Source organism: Bradyrhizobium sp. SRS-191 (genome assembly GCF_024586915.1).
GTDB lineage: Bacteria > Pseudomonadota > Alphaproteobacteria > Rhizobiales > Xanthobacteraceae > Bradyrhizobium.
Window position 1 is genome coordinate 174,409 of record NZ_JANBVS010000015.1, and the last position, 23,291, is coordinate 197,699.

General features: G+C 66.3%; 24 protein-coding genes. 16 read left to right on the forward strand and 8 right to left on the reverse strand.

Annotated elements, in window-relative coordinates; genetic code table 11:
* The first annotated feature begins 338 nt into the window (after positions 1-338).
* On the forward strand, positions 339-551 hold the full coding sequence (locus tag NLR35_RS24875) for a hypothetical protein (protein WP_257169161.1): 213 nt from the start codon (positions 339-341) through the stop codon (positions 549-551).
* 196 nt (positions 552-747) lie between these two features.
* On the opposite strand, the gene NLR35_RS24880 is transcribed toward NLR35_RS24875, so the two are convergent.
* Positions 748-1,404: a TetR family transcriptional regulator gene (locus NLR35_RS24880; RefSeq protein ID WP_257169162.1), complete on the reverse strand. Its 657-nt coding sequence runs from the start codon at positions 1,402-1,404 to the stop codon at positions 748-750.
* A 92-nt stretch (positions 1,405-1,496) separates the two neighbouring features.
* On the opposite strand from NLR35_RS24880, the gene NLR35_RS24885 reads away from it, so the two are divergent.
* Entirely contained in the window at positions 1,497-2,159 is a 663-nt protein-coding gene (locus NLR35_RS24885) for an O-methyltransferase (RefSeq protein WP_257169163.1), read from the forward strand.
* Between the two features lie 15 nt (positions 2,160-2,174).
* Here NLR35_RS24885 and NLR35_RS24890 read toward each other — a convergent pair whose 3' ends face one another.
* The 5 genes from NLR35_RS24890 to NLR35_RS24910 are packed head-to-tail and all read right to left on the reverse strand — an operon-like array spanning position 2,175 to position 6,964.
* A complete protein-coding gene (locus NLR35_RS24890; RefSeq protein ID WP_257169164.1) occupies positions 2,175-3,080 on the reverse strand; it encodes a polysaccharide deacetylase family protein in 906 nt (301 codons plus the stop codon).
* Positions 3,077-3,892, reverse strand: coding sequence for an ABC transporter permease (locus NLR35_RS24895; protein ID WP_257169165.1), 816 nt, complete (start codon positions 3,890-3,892; stop codon positions 3,077-3,079). Before NLR35_RS24895 ends, NLR35_RS24890 begins: the two co-directional genes overlap by 4 nt.
* A complete protein-coding gene (locus NLR35_RS24900) occupies positions 3,882-4,736 on the reverse strand; it encodes an ABC transporter permease (RefSeq protein ID WP_257169166.1) in 855 nt (284 codons plus the stop codon). The genes NLR35_RS24895 and NLR35_RS24900 overlap by 11 nt, the downstream gene beginning before the upstream one ends.
* Before the next feature lie 27 nt (positions 4,737-4,763).
* On the reverse strand, positions 4,764-5,813 hold the full coding sequence (locus tag NLR35_RS24905) for an ABC transporter substrate-binding protein (protein ID WP_257169167.1): 1,050 nt from the start codon (positions 5,811-5,813) through the stop codon (positions 4,764-4,766).
* Positions 5,814-5,830: 17 nt separating this feature from the next.
* The gene (locus NLR35_RS24910; RefSeq protein WP_257169168.1) at positions 5,831-6,964 is read right to left on the reverse strand and encodes an ABC transporter ATP-binding protein; all 1,134 of its coding nucleotides are present in this window, start codon (positions 6,962-6,964) and stop codon (positions 5,831-5,833) included.
* 208 nt (positions 6,965-7,172) lie between these two features.
* On the opposite strand from NLR35_RS24910, the gene NLR35_RS24915 reads away from it, so the two are divergent.
* Complete coding sequence (locus tag NLR35_RS24915) at positions 7,173-7,988, forward strand: GntR family transcriptional regulator (RefSeq protein ID WP_257169169.1); 816 nt, start codon at positions 7,173-7,175, stop codon at positions 7,986-7,988.
* 13 nt (positions 7,989-8,001) lie between these two features.
* Positions 8,002-8,649, forward strand: a complete 648-nt coding sequence (locus NLR35_RS24920) for an aspartate/glutamate racemase family protein (protein ID WP_257169189.1) — start codon at positions 8,002-8,004, stop codon at positions 8,647-8,649.
* Positions 8,650-8,671: 22 nt separating this feature from the next.
* Here NLR35_RS24920 and NLR35_RS24925 read toward each other — a convergent pair whose 3' ends face one another.
* Entirely contained in the window at positions 8,672-10,030 is a 1,359-nt protein-coding gene (locus NLR35_RS24925; RefSeq protein ID WP_257169170.1) for an LLM class flavin-dependent oxidoreductase, read from the reverse strand.
* A 173-nt stretch (positions 10,031-10,203) separates the two neighbouring features.
* On the opposite strand from NLR35_RS24925, the gene NLR35_RS24930 reads away from it, so the two are divergent.
* Positions 10,204-11,868 (forward strand): tannase/feruloyl esterase family alpha/beta hydrolase, encoded by a 1,665-nt coding sequence (locus tag NLR35_RS24930; protein ID WP_257169171.1) that lies wholly within the window; start codon positions 10,204-10,206, stop codon positions 11,866-11,868.
* Between the two features lie 143 nt (positions 11,869-12,011).
* A complete protein-coding gene (locus NLR35_RS24935; RefSeq protein WP_009031888.1) occupies positions 12,012-12,221 on the forward strand; it encodes a hypothetical protein in 210 nt (69 codons plus the stop codon).
* Between the two features lie 125 nt (positions 12,222-12,346).
* Here the strand turns inward: NLR35_RS24935 and NLR35_RS24940 are convergent, their stop codons facing one another.
* Positions 12,347-12,766 (reverse strand): NUDIX hydrolase, encoded by a 420-nt coding sequence (locus NLR35_RS24940; protein WP_257169172.1) that lies wholly within the window; start codon positions 12,764-12,766, stop codon positions 12,347-12,349.
* 258 nt (positions 12,767-13,024) lie between these two features.
* On the opposite strand from NLR35_RS24940, the gene NLR35_RS24945 reads away from it, so the two are divergent.
* The 10 genes from NLR35_RS24945 to NLR35_RS24990 all read left to right on the forward strand — a co-directional run bounded on the left by NLR35_RS24945 (position 13,025) and on the right by NLR35_RS24990 (position 22,839).
* The gene (locus NLR35_RS24945) at positions 13,025-13,252 is read left to right on the forward strand and encodes a hypothetical protein (protein WP_257169190.1); all 228 of its coding nucleotides are present in this window, start codon (positions 13,025-13,027) and stop codon (positions 13,250-13,252) included.
* A gap of 274 nt (positions 13,253-13,526) precedes the next feature.
* Positions 13,527-14,687 (forward strand): transporter substrate-binding domain-containing protein, encoded by a 1,161-nt coding sequence (locus NLR35_RS24950; RefSeq protein WP_257169173.1) that lies wholly within the window; start codon positions 13,527-13,529, stop codon positions 14,685-14,687.
* Positions 14,684-15,349, forward strand: a complete 666-nt coding sequence (locus NLR35_RS24955) for an ANTAR domain-containing response regulator (protein ID WP_257169174.1) — start codon at positions 14,684-14,686, stop codon at positions 15,347-15,349. The genes NLR35_RS24950 and NLR35_RS24955 overlap by 4 nt, the downstream gene beginning before the upstream one ends.
* 9 nt (positions 15,350-15,358) lie before the next feature.
* Positions 15,359-16,597, forward strand: coding sequence for an urea ABC transporter substrate-binding protein (locus tag NLR35_RS24960; RefSeq protein ID WP_257169175.1), 1,239 nt, complete (start codon positions 15,359-15,361; stop codon positions 16,595-16,597).
* A 93-nt stretch (positions 16,598-16,690) separates the two neighbouring features.
* Positions 16,691-17,563: a branched-chain amino acid ABC transporter permease gene (locus NLR35_RS24965; RefSeq protein ID WP_257169176.1), complete on the forward strand. Its 873-nt coding sequence runs from the start codon at positions 16,691-16,693 to the stop codon at positions 17,561-17,563.
* An 11-nt stretch (positions 17,564-17,574) separates the two neighbouring features.
* Complete coding sequence (locus tag NLR35_RS24970) at positions 17,575-18,639, forward strand: branched-chain amino acid ABC transporter permease (RefSeq protein ID WP_257169177.1); 1,065 nt, start codon at positions 17,575-17,577, stop codon at positions 18,637-18,639.
* A complete protein-coding gene (locus NLR35_RS24975) occupies positions 18,639-19,355 on the forward strand; it encodes an ABC transporter ATP-binding protein (protein WP_257169178.1) in 717 nt (238 codons plus the stop codon). Before NLR35_RS24970 ends, NLR35_RS24975 begins: the two co-directional genes overlap by 1 nt.
* On the forward strand, positions 19,348-20,064 hold the full coding sequence (locus tag NLR35_RS24980; RefSeq protein ID WP_257169179.1) for an ABC transporter ATP-binding protein: 717 nt from the start codon (positions 19,348-19,350) through the stop codon (positions 20,062-20,064). Before NLR35_RS24975 ends, NLR35_RS24980 begins: the two co-directional genes overlap by 8 nt.
* A 34-nt stretch (positions 20,065-20,098) precedes the next feature.
* Positions 20,099-21,088 carry an acetamidase/formamidase family protein gene (locus tag NLR35_RS24985; RefSeq protein ID WP_257169180.1) on the forward strand — a complete coding sequence of 330 codons (990 nt, stop codon included), beginning with the start codon at positions 20,099-20,101 and terminating at the stop codon, positions 21,086-21,088.
* Between the two features lie 11 nt (positions 21,089-21,099).
* On the forward strand, positions 21,100-22,839 hold the full coding sequence (locus NLR35_RS24990) for a nitrilase-related carbon-nitrogen hydrolase (protein ID WP_257169181.1): 1,740 nt from the start codon (positions 21,100-21,102) through the stop codon (positions 22,837-22,839).
* Positions 22,840-23,291 lie beyond the last annotated feature (452 nt).

Sequence of the window (23,291 nt, forward strand, 5' to 3'; positions counted from 1 at the left end):
CGACTGACACCCATGGCCCGCGTGCAAAAAGGAAGCACGCGGCGGTCACCACAGGATCAGCCGGACATCCGGCCTTCCCTGCGCGATGGGCTTACGGCTTATACGCGCTCTCCCCGGTGCGCCGGGCTTTCTGGCCACCGTAGCGCATGATGCTTGCGCATCAGCACGTGATACTAGCGTCGGAGTATCAGGACCACGCGATTTCGCCGTCCGGCTCCCCTCGTTCGTCCGCGCGCTTGACGCACGCTGCGACGAGAACCGGCCACCGCATCCCACACCAACGTTCCGTGACGTTCGCGAAAGCGCCCCTCGATCGGGCAGGATGGGGAGATAAAATCATGATTTCTGGAAAAAAGAAAGGAGAATATTTTCGATGGCGGGTCTGGACAGGGCAAATCAGCTTGGGAGTGCTGGTGAATTATGCTTTTTGGCGCATTTGGCTGTTGCACGAGCCGCATGCAGATGATGCCGCCGCACCGCTGCGTGATACAGCGCCCTCGCCCCTTGCGGGAGAGGGCATCTCCGGCGGATCCGCGTGCTCGCTTGGGTGAGGGGTCTCTTTCGGCAAGCGACGCCCGCGGAAGCATACCCCTCACCCAATCTCGCTTGCTGCTCGCTCGTGCATGCCCTCTCCCGCAAGGGGCGAGGGCGCATTCACGGCCACCGCGTGCGCTGCGGCATCGGGATGCTACGAGCTCGCCGCTCGAATGATGTGGGGAGATATCGTGGCAGCCGAAGTTCGGCCTGCTAGCTTCCACGCCGCGTGCGTGTTCGTCCTGCGCTCGCCTGCTCCAGATACGCACAAAACATGTCCGCCATCGCTTCCGCATAGGCCTTGATCTCGGCACGGCTGCGTGGGGTGTCCGAGAAGTGCTTGCCGACCTGGCTCAGCGTCGTCTTGATCAGGTCGGCGGCCCGCGCCCGCTCGGCCGGGGTGGCGCCGGGCAGCGCCTCGCGCATGAAGGCGAGCATGGTGCGGCGGCTGCGCGCCTGGGCCTCTTTCGACTCGGGCGCGTCGCGATAGAGCGGGGCGGCGTCGTCGAGGGCGCCGCGGATGGCGGCCTCGTCGCATTCCGATTGTAGGAAAGCGTTGACCAGTGCGCGCAGCCGCGTCAGCGGCGGGCGGCTTTGATCATCCAGGATGCCGGTGAGCAGCGTCGTGGTCTGCTGCCACTCGTCGCTTTGCAGCCGGAACAGGATCGCGGCCTTGTTCGGGAAGTACTGATACAGCGAGCCGATGCTGACGCCGGCCTTCTCGGCGACGCGCGCGGTGGTGAAACGCTGCGCGCCTTCGGTCGTCAAAACCTGAACAGCCGCTTGCAGAATGGCCGCGACGAGGTCGGCCGAGCGCGCCTGCTGCGGCTGTTTTCTCGCGGAAATCTGGGCTTTTCGAGCGGGGGGCATGGCGCGGTCCGGAATGCGATTAGCGAATGCGAGTGATTAGTCGTATTTTGCTCAGGACGCAAACGACACGTCTCAGAGAATGGAGAATGATCATGATCACCCTCACCACGCAGCCAGTCGCGCCGCTGCTCGATCGCCTGCTGGCAGAGGCCGCGCTGCTGCGGCCGGAGACGAGCCCGGTCTTTGCCGGCATGGCCGAACGCGGCCAGCAGCTGATGCGCAGCAAGTCCGGCCATGTCGAGCTCTATTCGCAGCTGAAGGACTTTCCGCTGCCGGTGTCGCGCGACACCGGCCTGCTGCTCTACATGCTGGCGCGCAGCTTTGGCGCAAAATCGATCGTCGAGTTCGGCGCCTCGTTCGGCATCTCCACGCTGTTTCTGGCCGCGGCGCTGCGCGACAATGGCGGCGGCCGGCTGATCACGACCGAGTTCGAGCCGTCGAAGGTTGCCCGGGCCCGCAAGCATCTGGCTGAAGGCGGGCTGCTCGATCTCGTCGACATCCGCGAGGGCGACGCGCTGCAGACGCTCGGCCGCGATCTTCCCGACACGATCGATCTCGTGCTGCTCGACGGCGCCAAGCCGCTGTACGGCGACATCCTGGCGCTGCTCGAGAACAGGCTCAGCGCGGGCGCGTTCATCGTGGCCGATAATGCGGATGATAGCCCGGATTATCTCGCCCACGTCCGCTCTCCGGCCAACGGCTATCTGTCGGTGCCGTTCGGCGACGAGGTCGAGCTGTCGATGCGGATCGGGTGAGTTTCGTCCGGCGCTTCAGCGCGGCGGCATGACAGCGCCGAAATGCGCCGCGATCTCGCCGCGTCGCGCCACCCAGACGCGGTCGCCGAGCTGAGCCAGCGTGTCGAGAATGGCTTCGACCCCGGCAAATCGCGCCGGCCGTCCGGAGATGCGCAGGTGAAAACCGACCGTCAGCATCGATGATCCGCCGCGCGCCGCCTCGGCGAGCAGGGTGCGCAAGGCCGCGGAGACGTAGTTGGAAAAATCCTCCGGCTGTACGAAGCCGTTGGGGTGGAAGAACTTCATGTCGTTGGTGTCGAAGCCATACGGCAGCACCAGCAGTGGCCGGCCGGCCGCCTTGGTCCAATAGGGGAGATCATCGTCGAGCGCGTTACAATCGTAGGCGAAGCCGAGCTCGGCCAGCAGGTCGCGCGTCCACGGGCTCTGGCTGCCCCGGGTCATGAAGCCGACCGGCGTCACGCCGGTCGCGGTGGCGATGACGTCGCGGGTCCGCACGATGTCGTGGCGTTCGGTGGCCGCGTCGGCATAGAGCGCATGCGGCAGCCAGCGCCAGCCATGCACCGCCGGCTCGTGCCCGGCTTCCACCGCGATGCAGGCGAGATCCGGCACGCGCTCGACGGCGCGGCCGCACATCATCAACGTGGCCTTCGTGTCACGCGCGGCGAACGCATCGAGGAAGCGCCACAGGCCGGCGCGCATGCCGTAGTCGAACACCTGCTCCTGGACGAGGTCGCGCACGCCCATCGGCAGGGTCGGCTGCACCTCGCCATAGCGCTCGGTCTCGGCATCGCCCTGTTCGACCGCGAGCTCGGCGCCTTCCTCGAAATTGATCACGAGCGACACGGCGACGCGGGCGCCGTTCGGCCAGATGATCTCGGGACGGTGCCGGCCGTAGCCACGGAGGTCGCGGATGATGGTCATGACGAAGTTTTTCCAAAGCTGCGGCTGAGGCCGCCGAGCGCCTCGGCGCAGACGAGGCCGATCAGCGTCAGCACCACGATCACGCCGGACACGGCGGCGACGCGCACGTCGAGGCTGCCTTCGAGGATTGCCCAGAGCTTGATCGGCAGCACCTCGGTGCGCGCATCGGCGAGAAACAGCGACACCGGGACGTTGTCGAACGACGACAGGAAGGCGACCAGGCTGCCGGCAGTAATGCCGCGCCGGATCAGCGGCAGGGTGATGCGGCGGAACGTGTACCAGCGGCTGGCGCCGAGGCTGAGCGAGCAGGTGACGAGCACGGGATCGAGCTGCTGCACGGCGGCGCCGACCATGCGGATCACGAACGGCACGCAGACGATGGTGTGGCCCAGCACCAGCGTCCAGAAGGACAGCCGCAGCCCGATCACGTTGAAGACCAGCAGCAGCGACAGGCTGAAGGCCATCGCCGGCAGCACCATCGGCGACATGAAGAGCGCATCGAGCAGGCGGGCTAGGCGGCTTCGGCTGTTGAAGATGCCGAGCGCCGCGGCGCTGCCGAGCACGGCCGACAACAGCGTCGTGCACAGGGCGACCTTCAGGCTGATCAAGGCGGGCGCCAGGATTTCGGGCGAGTGGAACAGCTCGATGTACCAGCGCGCCGACCAGCCCGGCGGCGGGAATTTGAGGGTCATGCCCGAGGTCAGCGAGATGATGAGCACGACGAGGGTCGGGGCGAGGAGCAGCAGGGTCGACGCCGCGGCCAGCGCGCCGACCAGGCCGCCATAGACGCGGTCGCCGAGGTCACGTTGCATGCTGGCCCCGCGTCATCAGGCGCGACAGCGCGCCGATCGCTGCGACGATGCCCACGACTGCCACGGTGAAGATCAGCGACAGCGCCGCGGCGAATGGCCAGTCCTGGACGCCCATCGACTGCTGGTAGATGTAGCTCGGCATCAGGATGATGCGGCCGCCGCCGACCAGTGTCTGGGTGATGAAGGCGGTGGCTGCCGCCGCGAACACCAGCAGCCCGCCGGCAATCGCGCCGGGCAGGGTCAGCGGCAGGATCACGGTGAAGAACACGCGGAAGCGGCCGGCACCGAGGCCTTCGGCCGCCTTCGCCAGATTGCCGTCGAGCCGCAGCAGGCTGTTGATCAGCGGCAGCGCCATCAGCGGCAGCTGGATCTGGGTCAGCGCCAGCACCAGCCCGCCCCAGCTGTAGAGCAGCCGCGCCGGGCTGTCCCATAGGCCGAGCGACAGCATGGTGGCATTGACGATGCCGTCACGGCCGAGGATGACGATCCAGGCGAAAGTACGCACCACCGTGCTGGTCAGCAGCGGCAGCAGAATCAGGAAAGTGAGGATCATGCGGACCACAGCGCCGCTCGCGACATAGACGAGCGCGAGCGGATAGGCGAGCACGAGCGCGCAAAGCGCGACTTCGAGCCCGAGCATCACCGTGTCGGCGAGCACGCGCAGGCTAAACGGATCGCTCAGGAAGCGCAGATATTGCACCGGTGACAGGTCGAGAAATTCGGGCGTGCGGTAGAAGCTGATCGCGACCAGCGCGATCAGCGGCAAGACGAAGGCGCCGACGAACACCAGCGCCAGCGGCAGGGCCGGCGCGAGCTCACCATAGGCGCGGGACGGGGACGACATCGGAGCCGGGCTTCAGATCGTCACGCGTCAGATCTTCACGTCCTTGCTGAAGCGCGTGATCCATTCGCCGCGCAGGCTCTGGAACTTGGTCCAGTCGAGCAGGACGTTGCTCGCGATCAAATCGTCCACGCTCTTCGCCACCGTCAGATTGGCGCCGGTCAAGGCGACGTTCTTGTTGGTCGGCATCATCACCCAGGGCGCCGCCTCCAAGCCCTTCTGTGCCTCGGCCGACATCACGGTGTCGAGATAGTCGAGCACGAGCTTCGGATCCTGGTTGTTCTTCACGATCTGCGCGCTGGAGCGGATGATGACCGCGCCGGATTTCGGCTTGGCGAAGGCGACGTCGACGCCCTTGGCGGCGAGCAGCGCGACATTGTTCCAGTAGTTGAAGGCGATGTCGATTTCGCCCTGCTGGAACAGCGCCGCCAGCGCGCCCGGCGAGTTGGCGATGGCGCCGACATTCGGCAGCAGCTTCTTCACTGCCTCGAAGGCCGGCTCCAGATTGGTCTCCGAGCCGCCGTTGAGCTTGGCGATCTCGACCATGAAGGCGGTGCCGAGGGAGGAGCCCATGCCGGTGATGCCGACGCGGCCCTTGTATTCCGGCTTCCACAGATCCTCCCAGGAGGTCGGCGGCGTCGTGATCTTCTTCGGATTGTAGGCGATGCCGATCAGCTGCACGGTGACCACCGGCGCGTAGCCGTCGGGATGGCGGAACGCCTGCGGGATCTGCGCGAAGCTCTTGGACGTCTCCGCCGGGAATTTCTCGATCACACCGCTGGCGATCGCCGGGATCAGCGGGCCCTCGTCGAACAGCACGACGTCGAACGGCGGGGCGTTGCGCGAGGCCTGGATCTTGCCGATCTGGTCGACGCCGAGCAGCGGCGTGAAGCTGACATCGGCGCCGCTGCTCTTCTGGAACGCCGGCCCGACCACGGCGCGGAAGGCCTCGTCGAAGCTGCCGGGATAGGTCGTGGCGACGATCGAGCTCGCCGCGCGGGCGCGCGAGGACAGCACGATGTTCGGCGCGGCGAGCAAGGCTGCGCCGGTGGCGAGCAGGTGGCGGCGGGACAGGATCATGGCGAAGCTCCTCATGGTCAAATGATGGATGGCGAACCGCGTGGCGTGTCGAAGACGTGGATCTTGGTGGTGTCGGTGATGCCGAGCCATGCCGGCGCGCCCGGCTGCCCCGACCATGCCGCGCGCGACTGGCTGACCTTGACGGTCTCGCCGGACGCCAGCACGCATTCGATGACGCTGACGGCGCCGAGCGGCATCGCGACGCGGACCGTCGCGGGAATCGCGCCGGGACGTTCGCGCTCGAACAATGTCAGGTTCTCCGGACGGATCGAAACGGTGACGTCGGTCTCGGCGGTGCGCTGCGTGGCTTCTCGCAGCACCAGCGCCGCGCCGGCTGCGAGATGGACGAGGCCGCGTGCGCCGGCGGTGCGGCCCGCGAGGAAATTGGCGTGGCCGATGAAGCCGTTCACGAACAGGCTGGCCGGCGCGTCATACAGCGCATCGGGCGTGTCAATCTGCTCGATCCGGCCCTTGTTGAGGACGACGATGCGGTCGGCCATCGACAGCGCCTCCTCCTGGTCGTGCGTGACCATGATCGAGGTGACGCCGCAGCTCTTGAGCAGATTCTTGATCTCGATCTGCATGTCGAGCCGCAGGTTCTTGTCGAGCGCGGAGAACGGCTCGTCGAGCAGCACCAGCACGGGATCGATGGCGAGCGCGCGCGCCAGCGCGACGCGCTGCTGCTGGCCGCCGGACAATTGGCGCGGAAAGCGATTGCCGAACGTCGTCATCTGCACCCGCGCCAGCATCTCGGCGACGCGGCTCCTGACCATCGCGCCCGGCGCCTTGCGGGCGCGCAGGCCGTAGGCGACGTTCTCGGCGACGGTGAGGTGCGGAAACAGCGCGTAGTTCTGAAACACCATGCCGATGCGGCGACGATTGGCCGGCGTGCGATCGACGCGCTGCTGATCGAAGGCGACGCTGCCGCGGCTCGGCTGCACGAAGCCGGCGATGATCTGCAGCAAGGTGGTCTTGCCGCAGCCAGACGGGCCGAGCAGGGCGATCAGCTCGCCCGGCGCGACGGCGAGATCGATCGCGTCGAGCGCGATCGTGCCGCCGAAGCTGTGGCCGATGCCCTCGAGCGCGAGCGCGCAGCCGCGCGCCTCGGGCGCGGCCGCCGTCGTCTGCATCATGGTCGCGCTGCTCGCCATCAGGAGTCTCCGTGCATCGGCAAGTCAGCAAGCTGCGTGCCATCCGTCCGGATTTCCTAACGTGCTGGAATGTGGCTGCAATTTTAATGGCGCCGAAAATTGGCGCCAATCGATTGAATTAAATGGCGCCTAAATGTGCGCTCGTTTGGCGTCAGAAGCAGCAAGGCTGCTGTTTTCAACGCGGCGCGCATTGGCTACATTCAGAGACATGACCACGACTCGCGCCAAAGCCCGCAACGTTGCGCGGACGGCTCCCGCCAGAAGCCAGGCCAGGACGAAGCTCCGGCGGCGTCCGGTCGAAAAGCCGGAGACGGACGCGCTCGATCCGCGGCGGATGGACGATGATCCCGTGGTGCGCGGCATTCTCACCGCGATCAGCCAGAAGCGCCTGAAGCCCGGCACCAAGCTCGGCGAGGACCGGCTGGCGCGCGCGCTCGGCACTACGCGCATCCATGTCCGCCAGGCGCTGGCGCATCTCGCCTCGCGCAAGATCGTCGTGCAGTTTCCGAACCGCGGCGCGTTCGTCTACCGGCCGACCTGGGAGGAGGCGCGCGAGATGTTCGCCGCCCGCCGCGTCATCGAGGCGGCGACGGTGGCGGCGGCGATCGACCGGCTCGACAAGCAGGGCAAGGCGCTGCTGAAGGCGCACATGGCGCGCGAGGCGGCCGACGATCGCTCCGACCGCTGGGCCTCGCTGTCGCTGACGGCCGACTTCCATATCCTGATCGCCGAGCTTGCCGGCAACCATGTGCTGCTCGACATGGCGCGCGAACTGATGCTGCGGACGTCGCTTGCCATCGCTACTTTCGAGCAGCCGGGCGAGCCGGATTGCTCGCCGGATTCGCATCCCGACATCGGGGCCCTGGTGCTGGCGCGCGACAAGGCGGCGGCGATCGCGGCCATGACGCATCATCTCGCCGACATCGAGCGCCGCATCCAGCCGCGCGATGGCGAGGCCCAGGTCGATGAGCTGACCGCGATCTTCAAGGATCTCGGCGTCGCCGTCGCGCGCCATGACGGCTGACATGACCCGGGCAATGCCGCGCATTCTCCTCATCAATCCGAATAGCTCGGCGGCGACGACCGCGATGATGGTGTCGATCGCCGCGGCATGCTGTGTGGGAAGGGCGGAGGTGGTTGGCGCGACAGCGACGCGGGCGCCGGCGATGATCACCGATGGCGCGGCGCTGGCCGCGTCGGCCGCCGAGGTCGTCCAGATCGCGCAGGCGCAGCGCGACGCCTGTGATGGCATCATTGTCGCGGCGTTCGGCGATCCCGGCGCGGCCGAAATCCGCGCGCGCGGCGTGCGGCCGGTGGTCGGGATCGGCGAAGCATCGATGCGGGCCGCGGCAGAAGGCGGGCGGCGCTTCGGTGTGGCCACGGTGACGCCGGCGCTGGTGGCGAGCATCGCGGCGCTTGCCGAAGGGCTCGGCCTGGCCGCGCAATTCGCCGGCACCAGGCTGACCGAGGGCGCCCCCGTGACGCTCGCCGCCGACCCCGCGCGGCTGGTGGACGCGCTCGCCGCGGCGACGCGGGCATGCATCGAGGACGGCGCTGAAGCCGTTATCATCGGCGGCGGACCGCTGGCGCAGGCCGCCGATCAGCTGCAGCCGCAATTCGCGATCCCGATCATCAAGCCGATCGCGGCCGCGGTGGCGCAATTGCTCGCGCGCTTTGCGGCGTGAGCCCGAGACCGGCGCGCCGCGTTCAGGGCCGATAGCTCGCCGCCGGATGCGGCGCCGCGAGCCGCGCGCGGCCGAACATCTTCTCGCGCAACGTGCCCGGCTGATACGCTTGCTTGTACCGGCCGCGCTTCGTCAGCTCCGGCACCAGCATGTCGGCGACGTCGGCAAAGCTCTCGGGCGACAGCGCAAACGCAAGGTTGAGCCCGTCGACGCCGGTCTGCTCGACCCAGCTCTCGATCAGATCTGCGACCTTGGCAGGCCCGCCGACGAAGACCGGGCCGATGCCGCCGATGCCGACATGCTCGGCGACCTCGCGCACGGTCCACACCCGATCGGGATCGGCGCGGGTGACATTGTCCATCGCGCTGCGGCCGGCATCGTTGAGCACGTGGCGGACCTGCTGGTCGAGCTCGTAGGTCGAGAAGTCGACGCCGGTCCAGCCGGACATCAGGGTCAGCGAGGCCTCATGGTCGATGTAGCGGCGATAATCGGCGAATTTCGCCTCGGCCTCCGCGTCGGTCTCGCCGAGCACGACGGTGGCGATGCTGAAGATCACGATGTCGCCGGCCGCGCGGCCGGCCTCCACGGCCGCCTGGCGGATCGCGGCGACGCGCGGCGCGATGATCTTGGCCGAGGGGCCGGACATGAAGACGCATTCGGCATGGCGGCCGGCGAACACGCGGCCGCGCGGCGAGGTGCCGGCCTGGTACAGCACCGGCGTCCGCTGCGGCGACGGTTCGCACAGATGAATGGCGTCGAGCTGGTAGTTTTCGCCGTGATGGCTGACGCGGTGGACTTTGGCGGGATCGGTGAAGACGCCGCTTGAGCGATCACGCTTGACGGCGTCGTCCTCCCAGCTGCCTTCCCACAGTTTGTAGACCACCTGCATGTATTCGTCGGCGACGTCGTAGCGGTCATCGTGGCCGGTCTGGCGCTCCTTGCCCATGCCGCGCGCGGCGCTGTCGAGATAGCCGGTGACGATGTTCCAGCCGATGCGGCCTTCGGTCAGATGATCGAGCGTCGACATGCGGCGCGCGAACGGGTAGGGCGGCTCGTAGGACAGGGTGCAGGTGACGCCGAAGCCGAGATGCTCGGTGACCGCGGCCATCGCCGAGATCAGCATCATCGGATCGTTGACCGGCACCTGGATGGCGTGGCGCAGCGCCGCGTCCGGATTGCCGCCATAGACATCGTAGACGCCGAGCACGTCGGCGAGGAACAGCCCATCGAAGCGGCCGCGCTCGAGCGTCTTGGCGAGGTCGAGCCAATAGGGCAGGCGATTATAGTCGGAGGAGCGGTCACGCGGATGCCGCCACAGGCCGGGCGACTGGTGCCCGACGCAGTTCATCGCAAACGCATTCAACCGGATGTCCGCAGCCATGATGTCCCTCGATCGTGTCGTGCCGACAGATGACATGCTTCGGCAGAGGTTTTCAATCGCGCGCGAGCGCACGGCCGCTTGCGGGCCACGCGCAGGCTTGGCTATGGTCGGACGCGATCAGGTGCCGCGGAGCAATGACGGCACGAGACCCGCATGGTGGGAGGACGAGACCGATGCAGATCCGGATCACGGCGCTGGCCGCAATGTTGCTGTGCTCGTCGGCGATTGCGTCAGTGCGGGCGGAGGATTTCAAGGCAAGCTGCGCCGCGCTGGGGCAGGGCTTCTCCGGCAGCGGCCGCGTGGTCACCGCGGAATTCGTCGCTGCCGGCGGCGTGCAGCTGGCGCCCCCCGCGCCGACCGGCGTGACAAGCCCGGCACCGGATCACTGCCTGATCCGCGGCAAGATCAACGAGCGCACCGGCATCGACGGCAAGCCGTATGCGATCGGTTACGAGCTGCGATTGCCCGCGACGTGGAATGGCAAGTTCGTCTTCCAGGGCGGGGGTGGCGTCGACGGCGTGCTGCGCCCGGCGCTCGGACTGCTGACCGGCGCGACGCCGCCGAACGCGCTCTCCAACGGCTATGCCGCGGCGTCGACCGACTCCGGTCATCTCGAAGAGCCCGGCCCGCTCGGACCTTATCTGTTCGGCCTCGATCCGCAGGCACGGCGCGACAAGGGCTACAGCTCGATTCCGCCGGTGGCCGACGCGGCAAAGGCCGCGGCCGAGAAGCTCTATGGCAATGCGCCGCGGCGCTCCTATTTCGCGGGCTGCTCCAATGGCGGCCGTCAGGCGATGGCGGTGACGCAGCGCTTTCCCGAGCTGTTCGACGGCGTCATCGCCGGCGCGCCGGCCTATCGCGTGCCGCTCGCCGGCATCGATGTGATCGCGCAGGAGCAACTGCTCCTGGCGATCGCGCCGCCCGGACCTGACGGCAAGGCCGATGTCGGCAGTGCGTTGACCGACGAGGATCTGAAGCTGGTCGCCGACGGCGTGACCGCGTCATGCGATGGCGCTGATGGTGCCAAGGACGGCATGGTGCAGGACGTCATGGCCTGCCGCTTCGATCCCTCAGTGCTCGCCTGCAAGGAGGGCGAGAGCGCGCAATGCCTGTCGGCACCCAAGCTGAAGGCAATCAAGCTGATGTTCGACGGCAGCCGCAATGCGATGGGAGGCCTGATCTATTCGCGCTGGCCCTACGACCCCGGCCTCGCCGCGCCCGGCTGGCGCGCCTGGAAGCTCGGCACACCCAAGTCCAGCCCGCCGAATGCGCGCAATCTGACGCTGATCGCCGGCGGCGTTCCGTATGATTTCATGAGCCCGCCGGAGACCCCGACCGATCTCGTCGCCTGGGTCCGCAATTTCGACATCGACCGCGACGTGGCCAAGGTGATGAAGGGGGCCGGCGGCTTCGACGCCGGCATGGAGTACGAGGCGGCGACCTCGACCGATCTCGACACATTCAAAGCCAAGGGCGGCAAGATGCTGTTCTACCACGGCACCGCCGACCCGATCTTCTCGGCGCTGGATACGATCGATTATGTCGACCAGCTTAAAAAGAAATACCCCGACACGGATGGCTTCGCGCGGTTGTTCCTTGTTCCCGGCATGAACCATTGCGGCGCTGGACCGGCGACCGACCAATTCGATCTGCTGACCGCGCTGGACAATTGGGTGGAGGGCAAGGCCGCCGCGCCGGAGGCGATCCGCGCCACCGCGCGGCGTTCGCCCGATGTGCCGTGGCCGGGACGCACGCGCGATCTCTGCGCGTTCCCGAAGGTCGCCACCTACAAGGGCAGCGGCAGCCTGGAAGACGCGGCGAATTTCGAATGCCGCTGACCGGATCGTGCACGCCGCGCAAGCCGCGTGCACGATCGCTTGAGGGGCGGTTGACCGGACGCGCGCGAGCCCCGATCTATCCGCCAGCGCCGGCCTGTCCCGCAGCGTCGCGGCTCTCCTCATCAGCCCTCACGCCGTTCCTCATGGTTGCCGTCAAGACGCGAGCCTTCACCATCCTGTACGAGTTCGAGCATGCCCAGACCGAGCTGATCGGGAAATGCGTGGCGCTCAGCGACGGCAAGGCCGGAACTGTGGAACAGGTCTATCTCGACGAGCTGCATGGCCTGCGCATTACGATATCAGGCCATGACGGGCGCTGGCCGGTCTCGACCATCAAGTTCGCGGAGCGTTGAGACGCGAGGAATGCACGGATCCAGAATGAAAGCTGGAGTCGTTGATGGACCTCAGCGGTGCTGGTCTCCCCGAGATCGGCGTCGGCACATTCAACGGCGATTGTCCTTTCCGGGGGCGATCCGGCTCAGCCTCGCTTGCGCTGCTGCCGGGAAAAACCCTGGATCAGCCGTCGCAGCTCAGGATGATGCACGCGGCGGGCGGCTTCCGATGCCGACACCCACACCAGCTTGCGCTGGCCGCGTTCGGGGAAGCGGCCGTGCTGCTTGGTCACCTCGAGCGGATAGAGCTTCACCTCGCACGGGATCTTGCGCTTGCCCTTGCGCTTCCTGTGCTTGAAGCGGCCGAGCGCCTGGCGGCTGATCTTGCCGCGCAGCCCGGCCTCCTCATAGGCCTCGATCGCCGCCACCCGGTGCGCGCGCTTGCGCAGCATCGGCGATCCCTTCGGCACCGACCAGCGCTGCTTCCGCCGCGTGGTGATCAAGAGGATGCTGAGCTCTGCAGCCTTGATACGAAAGGGCAGGGCGGCGAATTGCTTGTTCTTCATGGGACCCCCTTTCACTGCGGTGTGAACCGGGCGCGCGATGGTTCGTTCCTCTGCGCGACGGCCCGTCCGGAGTCAAGCCGTGCATATCAACTGATACGGCGCTCTCCGGGCGCTGCGGTTAACGTCGCACGCCGGCCGAGGGCGGTCCGGCGGCCCGAACGAAGCGCGGCGATCTCGGATTCACCTATGTGGATGCAGGTGCCGCGCGATGATCTAGGGTTGTGTTTGCGTCGAAATCGAAACCAGGTCCGCATTTGCATGGAAGTCGAAATTCCAAAAAAACGAAGGCGCCGCGTCAAGCAGACGATGACGCTCGGCGAGCGACTGTTGCAGACGGCGCGTGAAGCGCGCGACATGGCCAGGCGTCTGCCGCCGGGGATCGAGCAGGCGCGACAGCTCAGACGCGCGCGCGAGGCCGAAGCCATCGTCGAGCTCGAACGCTTCCTGACCGGCCCGGCGCGCAGCAAGCCGCCGCGGCCGCGTTGACACCGCCGCGCGGCGAGCCGCTCCGCAGGAATGTCGCACCTGCATCAATTTGCTGCACGCAAGCACGATTTGATGCAGGCATCGCTGAGAGAACGCGCTTGACAGGATAGGCGTCCTAAGCGACCGTAATGTCCACGCGTTGGGCACAGCGGCCCTGAGACGCGTGCACGATCAAACCATTTCCAACACCGCGCTGATTGCAGCGTGTCTGGTTGGTGGCGAGGGCGCCCTCGGCTTGACAGCCGACGGGCGCTTTTTGTTTTTGGGACGCGGGATGACACGGACGACGTTTCGCATCGGGGTGATGTTCTCGACGACCGGCTCGTACAGCGTCGTCGCGCGCTCGATGCTCAACGGCGCGCAACTCGCGCTGGCGGAAATCAACGCCGCCGACGGTCCGATCACGTTGGAGCCCGTCGTGGTCAATCCAGCCGGTGATCTCGCGCAATATCGCGGGCTGGCGCGGGAGCTGCTGAGCTCCGGGATACGCCAGGTCGTCGGCTGCTACACCTCGTCGAGCCGCAAGGAGGTGATTCCCTGCTTCGAGAAGTTCGACGGGCTGCTCTGGTATCCCTCGCATTACGAAGGGTTCGAGAGTTCGGATAACGTCATCTACACCGGCGCAGCCCCGAACCAGCACGTGCTGCCGCTGGTCGACTATCTCGCCTCGCGGGTCGGCACGCGCGCCTTCTGCGTCGGATCGAACTACATCTGGGCGTGGGAGAACAACCGAATCTTCCGCGAGGCGCTGACCGCGCGCGGCGGCACGGTGCTGGCCGAGCGCTATCTGACCGTCGGCGACACCGAGTTCGACCAGGTGATCGCGGCGATCCTCGAGCAGCGCCCGGATGTCGTGTTCAACAACCTCATCGGCACCAGCGCCTACGCCTTCTTCCGCGCCTTCCGCGTCGCCTGCCGCGCCGCCGGCATCGACCAGCCGAACGAGATTCCGGTCGCGAGCTGCACGCTCTCCGAGCCCGAGCTGCAGGAGATCGGCACCGAGGCGGTCGACGGCCACCTGTCGTCGAGCGTGTACTTTTCCTCGCTCAGCTCGCCCGAGAATGCTGCGTTCATGCAGGCCTACACTGCCGCGTTTCCTGACGGCCCGGTGGTCTCGGCCGACGCCGAAGCCTCCTACATCGCCGTCAGGCTGCTCGCAGCGGCATTGGCGCAGGCCGGCAGCGACGAGTCGCGGCTGGTGCGCTGCGCTGTCGCCAATCAACGCCTGCTGGCGCCGCAGGGTGAGGTGCGGATCGATCCGCAGACCTATCACGCCTGTCTGACGCCGCGCATCGGTCGCTCCTCGACCGATGGCCAGTTCGAGCTGCTGCTGGAAGCCCGGCAGCCGATCGCGCCCGATCCCTATCTCGTGCAGTCCTCGCCGCGCTTTGCGACCTCCATGCGTCCACCGCTGCTCCGAATGGTGAAGTCATGACCTTCCGATTGCTGCAGAATTTCAAAGGTGGCCGCGCGCTGGTGATCACGCGGCGGGCAGGGTGGGAGGCCACTTTGGAGACGACGCTCGCCAAGCTCGGCGTCGCCTGCGAATACCCCGAGATCATCGATGGCCGCGCGCAGCTCGACGTCAGCGCATTGCAGCCGGAGCGCGACATCCTGTTCATTGATGGCGACCTCGAAGGCGCCGTCGCGCTCGAGGTGGATCCGGCCTCGAGGCTTCCGCCAGTGCCGGTGATCGGTCTTGTCGGCGTCGAGGCGCCGAGCCGGCTCAAGGCGCTGGTCAATCTCGGCGCGACCTCGTTCCTGCGCAAGCCCGTGCATGGGGGCGCCGTCTATACCGCGCTGTTCCTCGGCATCAACCAGTTCCTGCTGCGCACCGACATGTACGAGAAGCTGCAGGACCTCGAGAGCCGCCGCCGCGGCCGGCGCGCGGTGATCCGCGCCGTCGTCCTGCTGATGCAGGAGACCGGCCTCAACGACGACGATGCCTATTCCGCGCTCCGCCGCGACAGCATGCGGGCGCGGCAAAGTCTGGAACTCCATTGCGAGGAGTTCCTGAGGAAGCGGGCGGGGCCGCCCGATACGCCGGAACGCCCGAGCAGCGTCACGCTGCAAGGCGGCAACAAGCAAGCGATGTAGGAGCATCACATGACCAGATCTGGAATGCGGGGGCTGCGCGCCGCAGCCCTCACGGGGACGCTTGTCTTCGCGTCAGGCGCATATGCTGCGGAAAACCCGATCAAGCTCGGCGTGCTGGAGGACCAGTCCGGCGACTTTGCCGCCGCGACCATCGGCAAGGTCCACGCCATTCAGCTGGCGGCGGAAGAGATCAACAAGGCCGGCGGCATCATGGGCCGGCCGCTCGAGCTCGTGACCTACGACACCCAGTCGGACAACACGCGCTATCAGGAGTTCATGCGCCGCGTGCTGCAGAGGGACAAGGTCGACGTGGTGTTCGCCGGCTTCTCCTCGGCCTCGCGCGAGGCCTACCGGCCGATCGTCGACCAGTTCAACGGCTTCGCCTTCTACAACAACCAGTATGAAGGCGGCGTCTGCGACGGCCACATGGTGGTGACCGGCGCCGTGCCCGAGCAGCAGTTCTCGACGCTCATCCCCTACATGATGCAGACCTATGGCAAGAAGGTCTACACGCTCGCCGCCGACTACAATTTCGGCCAGATCTCGGCCGAGTGGGTGCGCAAGATCGTCAAGGAGAACGGCGGCGAAATGGCCGGCGAGGAGTTCATCCCGCTCGGCGTGTCGCAGTTCTCGCAGAGCATCCAGAACATCCAGAAGGCCAAGCCCGACTTCGTCGTCACGCTTCTCGTCGGCACCGCGCAGGCCTCGTACTACGAGCAGGCGGCGTCCGCCAACGTCAACCTGCCGATGGCCTCGTCCGTCAACGTCGGCCAGGGCTATGAGCACAAGCGCTTCAAGCCGCCGAGCCTGAAGGACATGTACGTCACCACCAACTACATCGAGGAGATCGACAGCCCGAAGAGCAAGGAGTTCTACGCCAAGTTCAAGGCCAAGTTCCCGAACGAGCCCTACGTGAACCAGGAGGCCGAAAACTCCTATCTCGCGCTCTATCTCTACAAGCAGATGGTGGAGCGGGCGAAGTCGACCAACCGCGACGAGATCCGCAAGGTGATCGCGATGGGCGACGTCTGCATGGACGCGCCGGAGGGCAAGGTCTGCATCGACCCCAAGAGCCAGCACATGTCGCACACGATCTATCTCGCCAAGGTCGGCGCCGACCACTCGATCTCGTTCCCGAAAGTCTGGGAGGATATCAAGCCGTATTGGCTCGGTGACGCCGGCTGCGACCTGACCAAGAAGGATCCGATGGCGCAGTACACGCCGTCGAATCCGCCGCCGAAGCCCTGATCGGCCGGCCGCGGCCGCTCCGGCGTCCCCTCATGCCGGAGCGGCTTGCTGCTTCATCGCCTTGCGCATCTGACTCCCACCTCGATCGAAGACATGGACATCGCAACCCTCGCATTCTCTGCGCTCTACCAGTTCGGCGACGCATTCGCGTTCCTGGTGCTGTCGGCCTGCGGGCTCGCGGTCATCTTCGGCATGATGGGCGTCATCAATCTCGCCCATGGCGAGTTCATCATGTGCGGCGCCTATGTGACGGCGGCGACCGTGCATGCCGGCCTGCCGCTGCCGCTCGGCATCCTCTGCGGCACGCTGGCCTCGGCCTTCGTCGGCGTGCTCGTCGAGCTGCTGGTGATCCGTCATCTCTACGATCGGCCGCTCGACACCATCGTCGCCACCTGGGGCCTCAGCCTGATCGCGACGCAGGGCACGCTCATCCTGGTCGGCTCGACCATGGCCGGCGTCGGCACGCCGTTCGGCAGCTTCCAGGTCGGCGCCTATTCCTATTCGATCTACCGCATCGTGCTGTTCGTCGCCGCGCTCGCCGTGCTGGCCGCGCTCTATGCCTTGTTCAACTGGACACGCTTCGGCGTGCTGGCCCGCGCCACCATCCAGGTGCCGCACATGGCGGCCGCGCTCGGCGTCGACACCCGCCTGATCTACAGCCTCACCTTCGCGTGCGGGGCAGGGCTCGCGGGCCTCGCCGGCGGGCTCTACGCGCCGACCATGACGTTGGTGCCCACCATGGGCGCGACCTTCATCATGGAGGCGTTCGTGACGGTCGTGATCGGCGGCGCCGACGTTTTCCTCGGCACAGCGCCGGCCGGCGGCATCCTCGCCATCGTGAAATCCGGCATGACCTCCTGGCAGGGCCAGCTGTTCGGCCAGATCGGCCTGCTGATCGCCGTCATCATCGTCGTCCGGGTGCTGCCGAAGGGCATCTCCGGCTTCGTGCTGCGCGAGCGGACCTGAGGAGCGCCGCGATGACCGGTTTCGTTTCCCTGTTCCGCCGTCTCGAAGGCCCGCAGACGCTCGGCCGTGGTCCCGCGTTCTGGGCCCTGTTCGCGCTCGTGCTGGCCGGTGCGCTGGCGTACCCGCTGTTCAGCGACGGCTACACGGTCGGCAACACCGTGTATTTCTTCGTCTGGGTGTTCATCGCGCTCAGCCTCAGCCTGATCTGGGGCTATGGCGGCTCGCTGTCGTTCGGCCAGACCGCATTCTTCGGCATCGCCGGCTATGGCTACGGCATCCTTACCATCAATTTCGGCGCGTCCTACGGCTTCACCTGGATCGCGCTGCTGCTCGCCATCGGCATGGCGGCGCTTGTTGCGGCGCTGCTCGGCTATTTCATGTTCTTCGGCCGCATCGCCGGCGTGTTCCTCGGCATCGTCACGCTTGCGGTGACGCTGATGCTCGAGCGCTTCATGGCACAGACCGCGGGTCCCGAATGGCGGATCGGCGCCGCACGCCTCAACGGCTTCAACGGCATGAGCGCGATGCCGCCGCTGACGATCCCGTGGTTCGGCGGGCCGATCGTGCTGTTCGCCGATGTCGGGCTGTACTATGTCGTGCTCGCCATGCTGGTGCTGGTCTATCTCGGCTTGCGCATCCTGATGAACTCCTCGTTCGGCAACGTCATCGTCGCGATCCGCGAGAATCCGGAGCGCGCGGAGATGCTCGGCTACGATATCCGCAAATATCAGCTGATCACCTTCGTGATCGGCGCGGCGCTCGCCGGCCTGTCCGGCGTGCTCTACACGGTGTGGGGACAGTACATCACGCCGTCCAGCATGGGCATGACAGCGGCGTCGCTGCCGCTGATCTGGGTCGCCGTTGGTGGTCGCAGCGATCTCACCGCAACGATCACCGGCACGCTGGTGGTGCTCTCCGGCTTCCAGGCGCTGACGATCTACGGCAGCCAGTATGCGCTGGTGTTCATGGGCGTGCTGCTGGTGCTGACGGTGCTGATCGCGCCCAATGGCCTCGTGCTCGGGGTCATCAACTGGATCACGAAGCTCGTCACCCGGCGCAAGCAGGAGGCGGCGTGATGGCGCTGCTGCAATTGCGCGACGTCAACAAGCATTTCGGCGGCCTGCACGTCACGAACTCCGTCAATCTCGTGCTGGAGCAGGGCGAGATTCACTGCCTGATCGGACCGAACGGTGCCGGCAAGAGTACCTTGTTCCGGTTGATCCTCGGCGAGCATCATCCCGGCAGCGGCCAGATCTACTTCGCCGGCGAGGACATCACCGCCCTGAAATCCTTCGCCCGCATCCGCCGCGGTCTCTCCGTCAAGTTCCAGGTGCCCGGGGTGTTCAAGGGGCTGTCGGTGCGGCAGAACCTGGAGATCGCGCTGCAGAGCCGGCTGCATGGGGCCGCGCTCGACAAGGAGATCGACCGGCTGCTCGCCTTCCTCAATCTCGAAGCCGAGCAGGCGCAGCTCGCCGGCAATCTCAGCCACGGCCAGAAGCAGTGGCTGGAGATCGGCATGGCGATCGCGCTGAAGCCGCGCCTGCTGCTGCTCGACGAGCCGACCGCCGGCATGTCGCCGGAGGAGACGCACATGACCGGCGAGATGGTGCGGCGGCTGAATGCGGCCGGCATGACCGTGCTGGCGATCGAGCACGACATGGCGTTCGTGCGCCAGGTCGCGCAGCGCGTGACCGTGCTGCATCTCGGCCAAGTGTTCGCGCAGGGCTCGATCGACGAGATCGTGGCCGACGAGCGGGTCGCGGCGATCTATCTGGGGCAGGCGCATGCGTAAGGAAGTCATCCTCACCACCGTGGGCCTGCGCGCCGGCTATGGTGGCAAGCCCGTGCTGCAGGGACTGGAGATCGAGGTCCGCGAAAGCGAGATCGTTGCCGTGATCGGCCGCAACGGCGTCGGCAAGTCGACGCTGATGAAGAGCCTGATCGGGCTGGTGCCGGCGATGTCCGGCTCGATCGTCTATCGCGGCGAGGCGGTCGAGCATCTGCCGGCGCACAAGCGCGCGCGGCTCGGCCTGGGTTATGTGCCGCAGGGCCGCGACGTGTTTCCGCGGCTGACGGTGGGCGAGAACATCGCCGTGGGCGTCGCCATCAAGGGCGGCGGCATTCCGGAGGAGGGGCGGCAGCGCGTCGTCGGTGCGTTCCCGATCTTGCAGGAGCGCTGGAGCCAGCGCGCCGGCACGATGTCCGGCGGCCAGCAGCAGCAGCTCGCGATCGGCCGCGTGCTGATCGCCGATCCCAATCTCATCCTGCTCGACGAACCCTCGGAAGGCATTCAGCCGAACATCGTCCAGGACATCGCGCGCAACATGGTTGAACTCAACCGCAGGACCGGCGTCACCATCATCCTGGTCGAGCAGAACCTCGACATGATCCGCGCCATGGCGCAGCGCGCCTACGTCATGGACAAGGGCCGCATCACGGCAAGCCTGGCGCGCGAGGCGCTCGACGATGCCGCCGAGATGCGCCGCCATCTCGCCGTCTGAAGAAACGTGAACAACGAGCACAAGGAGAACGAGCATGGCCTGGCAGTCGGAGTCGATCATGGCCCGCAAGGGCGTCGCTAGGGGGGCGCGCGGCGCGCACCATCTCATCACCGAGCAGGACCAGGGCAAGTATCACTACGTCTACGGCCCCTATGTCGATCCGGTGCTGATCATCGATCCCGGCGCCGTGGTCTCGGCCGAGACGCACGACGCGTTCGAGGGCGCGATCAAGCACGAGACCGACAGCCCGTCCAAGATCCTGAACTTCCCGTTCCTCAACCCGCAGAACGGCCCGATCTACGTCAACGGCGCCGAGAAGGGCGATACGCTGGCGGTCTATATCGAGAGCATCGTCCCGCGCGGGCCGCAGCCGCGCGGCACCACCGTGGTGATGCCGGAGTTCGGCGGGCTGGTCGGAACCGGAAACACCGCGTTGCTGAACCCGGCGCTGCCCGAGCGGGTCAAGAAGCTGGAGATCACGGCCGAGAAGGGCACGGTCTGGAACGACAAGATCACGCTGCCCTATGAGCCGTTCATCGGCACCATCGGCACCTCGCCGGAGATCGAGGCGATCTCTTCGCTCGTGCCCGACTACTACGGCGGCAACATGGATCTGCCGGATATCGGCACCGGCGCGATCATCTATCTGCCGGTGAATACCAAGGGGGCGCTGCTCTATCTCGGCGACTGCCATGCCGCGCAGGGCGATGGCGAATTGTGCGGCGTCGCGATCGAGCATCCGACCGTGACGACGGTGCAGGTCGACCTCATCAAGGGCTGGCCCATCGCCTGGCCGCGGCTCGAGACCAAGGATTTCATCATGACCATCGGCTCGGCCCGGCCGATGGAGGATGCGGCGCGCATCGCCTATCGCGAGCTGTGCCGCTGGATGGCCGCCGACTACGGTTTCGACGAGATCGATGCCTACATGCTGCTGACGCAGGCCGGGCGCGTCCGGCTCGGCAATATGGTCGATCCGAAATACACGCTCGGCGCCACCATCAAGAAGCATTTCCTGGTCTGAAGGGCGAAGTGATGTCGTTGCAGGTCAAGGTCGCCACCATCCAGTTTGAGCCGACGCTCGGTGAGAAGGAGCGCAACATCGAGGGCCTGCTTGCGCTGTGCGAGCAGGCGGCGTCGTCCGGCGCGAAGCTGATCGTGACGCCGGAGATGGGCACGACGGGCTATTGCTGGTACGACCGCGCGGAGGTGGCGCCGTATGTCGAGAAGGTGCCGGGCTCGACCACGCACCGCTTCGCGGCGCTGGCGAGACGGCATGATTATTACATCGTCATCGGCATGCCCGAGGTCGATGTCGACGACATCTACTACAACAGCGCGGTGCTGATCGGCCCCGACGGTGTGATCGGCCGGCACCGCAAGACGCACCCCTATATCTCCGAGCCGAAATGGGCCGCCGCCGGTGACCTGCACAACCAGGTGTTCGAGACGCCGATCGGCCGGATTGCGCTCCTGATCTGCATGGACATTCATTTCGTCGAGACGGCACGGCTGATGGCGCTCGGCGGCGCCGACATCATCTGCCACATCTCGAACTGGCTCGCCGAGCGCACGCCGGCGCCATACTGGATCAGCCGGGCGTTCGAGAATTCCTGCTACGTCATCGAGAGCAACCGCTGGGGCCTGGAGCGCACCGTGCAGTTCTCCGGCGGCAGCTGCGTCATCGCGCCCGATGGCAGCCTGCCGGCTGTGATCGACAAGGGCGACGGCATTGCCTTCGCCGAGATCGATCTGGCCCTCGCCCGGACGCGCCGCGTGCTCGGCGAGCCGGTGTTCGCGCAGCGCCGGCCGGAGCTCTATCCGGAACTGCTCACCAATACCTACAGCTGGAACCCGCGTGATTTCTTCGGCCTGTATGGTCACGAACCGTGGCCGGTGGGCAAACGCTCCCGCATCAGCGTGGCGCAATTCGCGCCGACAGCCGATGTCGCGGCCAATCTGGCGCGGATCGCGGATCTGGCCGGCGCGGCCAAGGCTGATGGCGCCGAACTGGTGGTGTTCCCGGAGCTTGCGGCAACGGGGCTGACCCATCCGGCTGAAACCGCCGAGCCGATCCCAGGCCCGATCACGGCGAAGCTCGCCGGGATCGCCGCGGGGCAGGGGCTTCACCTGGTCTGCGGTCTTGCAGAACGGGACGGGAACACCATCTATAATTCAGCCGTCCTGGTTACGCCCGACGGTAAAATCAGCACCTACCGCAAGACGCATCTCGCGACGGCCGAGCGCAGCTGGGCCACGGCGGGCGATGCGTGGACGGTCGTTGATACTCCGATGGGGCGCATCGGCATCCTGATCGGGCACGACGCGGCGTTTCCGGAAGCGGGAAGGGTGCTCGCGTTGCGCGGCTGCGATCTGATCGTGTGTCCCGCGGCCGTGAAGGGTGTCTTCAGTGCGGCGCATGCGGGGACCGAGGTGATGCAGCCGTCGCCGATCCCGACCGGCGCCGATCCGCATCACTGGCATCACTTCCGGGTTCGCGGTGGCGAGAACAACGCCTACTTCGCATTCGCGAATGTGTGCGACGCCGCGAATGATGAGCGCGGGCTCAGCGGCGTGTTCGGTCCGGATACGTTCGCGTTTCCGCGCCGCGAGGCGATCGTTGATCGCGGCGAGGGGATTGCGACGCTCGAGATCGACACCAGCAATCTCGACAGCATCTATCCGACCAACGTCGTCAGGCGGAAGGACCTCGTCTGCATGCGCATGCCGCACTCCTATCGTGCGCTGGTGCAATCGAAGGCGAGCAATTTTTGAACTTGCGCGCGTGGTCCGTTCCAAAATGGAACGGATGCGGCGCGTGGCAGCGCGCAGAGTGGGGTGCGACGGCGCTATCCACATTTCTTCACAGCCGTCGCAAAAAGTTCTTGCACGGGATGCGGCGTCGCACTATCTCACCACCACGCCAGCCGGACATCACTGATGACTGAGGCGCCCGACTTTCGGGCCTGATGTTGCTTTCTTTGATGCTTCTTCTTCCGACTGGCTCCTGAGTTTTTCTTCAAAAAAAGCTCTTGACGGTCTCTAAAAATCAGCTATTTGAAGCGCCCCGGCAACGGAGACTTCGACGGCGAAAGAGACCGAAGAAGGTGCACTAATTAGTTCGGAGCGACTTAGTTCGCGAACTAACAAGTGCGGGCTGTTTGACAAGTGAAGATGAAGAAAGAGAAACGTGGACGGCGGAGTCCTTGCGGGTCTCGGGATTGAGG

Bases quoted from the DNA above. Each gene is read 5' to 3' on its own strand.
- NLR35_RS24875 (WP_257169161.1), top strand. From the start codon at position 339: ATGATTTCTGGAAAAAAGAAAGGAGAATATTTTCGATGGCGGGTCTGG.
- NLR35_RS24880 (WP_257169162.1), bottom strand. From the start codon at position 1,404: ATGCCCCCCGCTCGAAAAGCCCAGATTTCCGCGAGAAAACAGCCGCAG.
- NLR35_RS24885 (WP_257169163.1), top strand. From the start codon at position 1,497: ATGATCACCCTCACCACGCAGCCAGTCGCGCCGCTGCTCGATCGCCTG.
- NLR35_RS24890 (WP_257169164.1), bottom strand. From the start codon at position 3,080: ATGACCATCATCCGCGACCTCCGTGGCTACGGCCGGCACCGTCCCGAG.
- NLR35_RS24895 (WP_257169165.1), bottom strand. From the start codon at position 3,892: ATGCAACGTGACCTCGGCGACCGCGTCTATGGCGGCCTGGTCGGCGCG.
- NLR35_RS24900 (WP_257169166.1), bottom strand. From the start codon at position 4,736: ATGTCGTCCCCGTCCCGCGCCTATGGTGAGCTCGCGCCGGCCCTGCCG.
- NLR35_RS24905 (WP_257169167.1), bottom strand. From the start codon at position 5,813: ATGATCCTGTCCCGCCGCCACCTGCTCGCCACCGGCGCAGCCTTGCTC.
- NLR35_RS24910 (WP_257169168.1), bottom strand. From the start codon at position 6,964: ATGGCGAGCAGCGCGACCATGATGCAGACGACGGCGGCCGCGCCCGAG.
- NLR35_RS24915 (WP_257169169.1), top strand. From the start codon at position 7,173: ATGACCACGACTCGCGCCAAAGCCCGCAACGTTGCGCGGACGGCTCCC.
- NLR35_RS24920 (WP_257169189.1), top strand. From the start codon at position 8,002: ATGCCGCGCATTCTCCTCATCAATCCGAATAGCTCGGCGGCGACGACC.
- NLR35_RS24925 (WP_257169170.1), bottom strand. From the start codon at position 10,030: ATGGCTGCGGACATCCGGTTGAATGCGTTTGCGATGAACTGCGTCGGG.
- NLR35_RS24930 (WP_257169171.1), top strand. From the start codon at position 10,204: ATGCAGATCCGGATCACGGCGCTGGCCGCAATGTTGCTGTGCTCGTCG.
- NLR35_RS24935 (WP_009031888.1), top strand. From the start codon at position 12,012: ATGGTTGCCGTCAAGACGCGAGCCTTCACCATCCTGTACGAGTTCGAG.
- NLR35_RS24940 (WP_257169172.1), bottom strand. From the start codon at position 12,766: ATGAAGAACAAGCAATTCGCCGCCCTGCCCTTTCGTATCAAGGCTGCA.
- NLR35_RS24945 (WP_257169190.1), top strand. From the start codon at position 13,025: ATGGAAGTCGAAATTCCAAAAAAACGAAGGCGCCGCGTCAAGCAGACG.
- NLR35_RS24950 (WP_257169173.1), top strand. From the start codon at position 13,527: ATGACACGGACGACGTTTCGCATCGGGGTGATGTTCTCGACGACCGGC.
- NLR35_RS24955 (WP_257169174.1), top strand. From the start codon at position 14,684: ATGACCTTCCGATTGCTGCAGAATTTCAAAGGTGGCCGCGCGCTGGTG.
- NLR35_RS24960 (WP_257169175.1), top strand. From the start codon at position 15,359: ATGACCAGATCTGGAATGCGGGGGCTGCGCGCCGCAGCCCTCACGGGG.
- NLR35_RS24965 (WP_257169176.1), top strand. From the start codon at position 16,691: ATGGACATCGCAACCCTCGCATTCTCTGCGCTCTACCAGTTCGGCGAC.
- NLR35_RS24970 (WP_257169177.1), top strand. From the start codon at position 17,575: ATGACCGGTTTCGTTTCCCTGTTCCGCCGTCTCGAAGGCCCGCAGACG.
- NLR35_RS24975 (WP_257169178.1), top strand. From the start codon at position 18,639: ATGGCGCTGCTGCAATTGCGCGACGTCAACAAGCATTTCGGCGGCCTG.
- NLR35_RS24980 (WP_257169179.1), top strand. From the start codon at position 19,348: ATGCGTAAGGAAGTCATCCTCACCACCGTGGGCCTGCGCGCCGGCTAT.
- NLR35_RS24985 (WP_257169180.1), top strand. From the start codon at position 20,099: ATGGCCTGGCAGTCGGAGTCGATCATGGCCCGCAAGGGCGTCGCTAGG.
- NLR35_RS24990 (WP_257169181.1), top strand. From the start codon at position 21,100: ATGTCGTTGCAGGTCAAGGTCGCCACCATCCAGTTTGAGCCGACGCTC.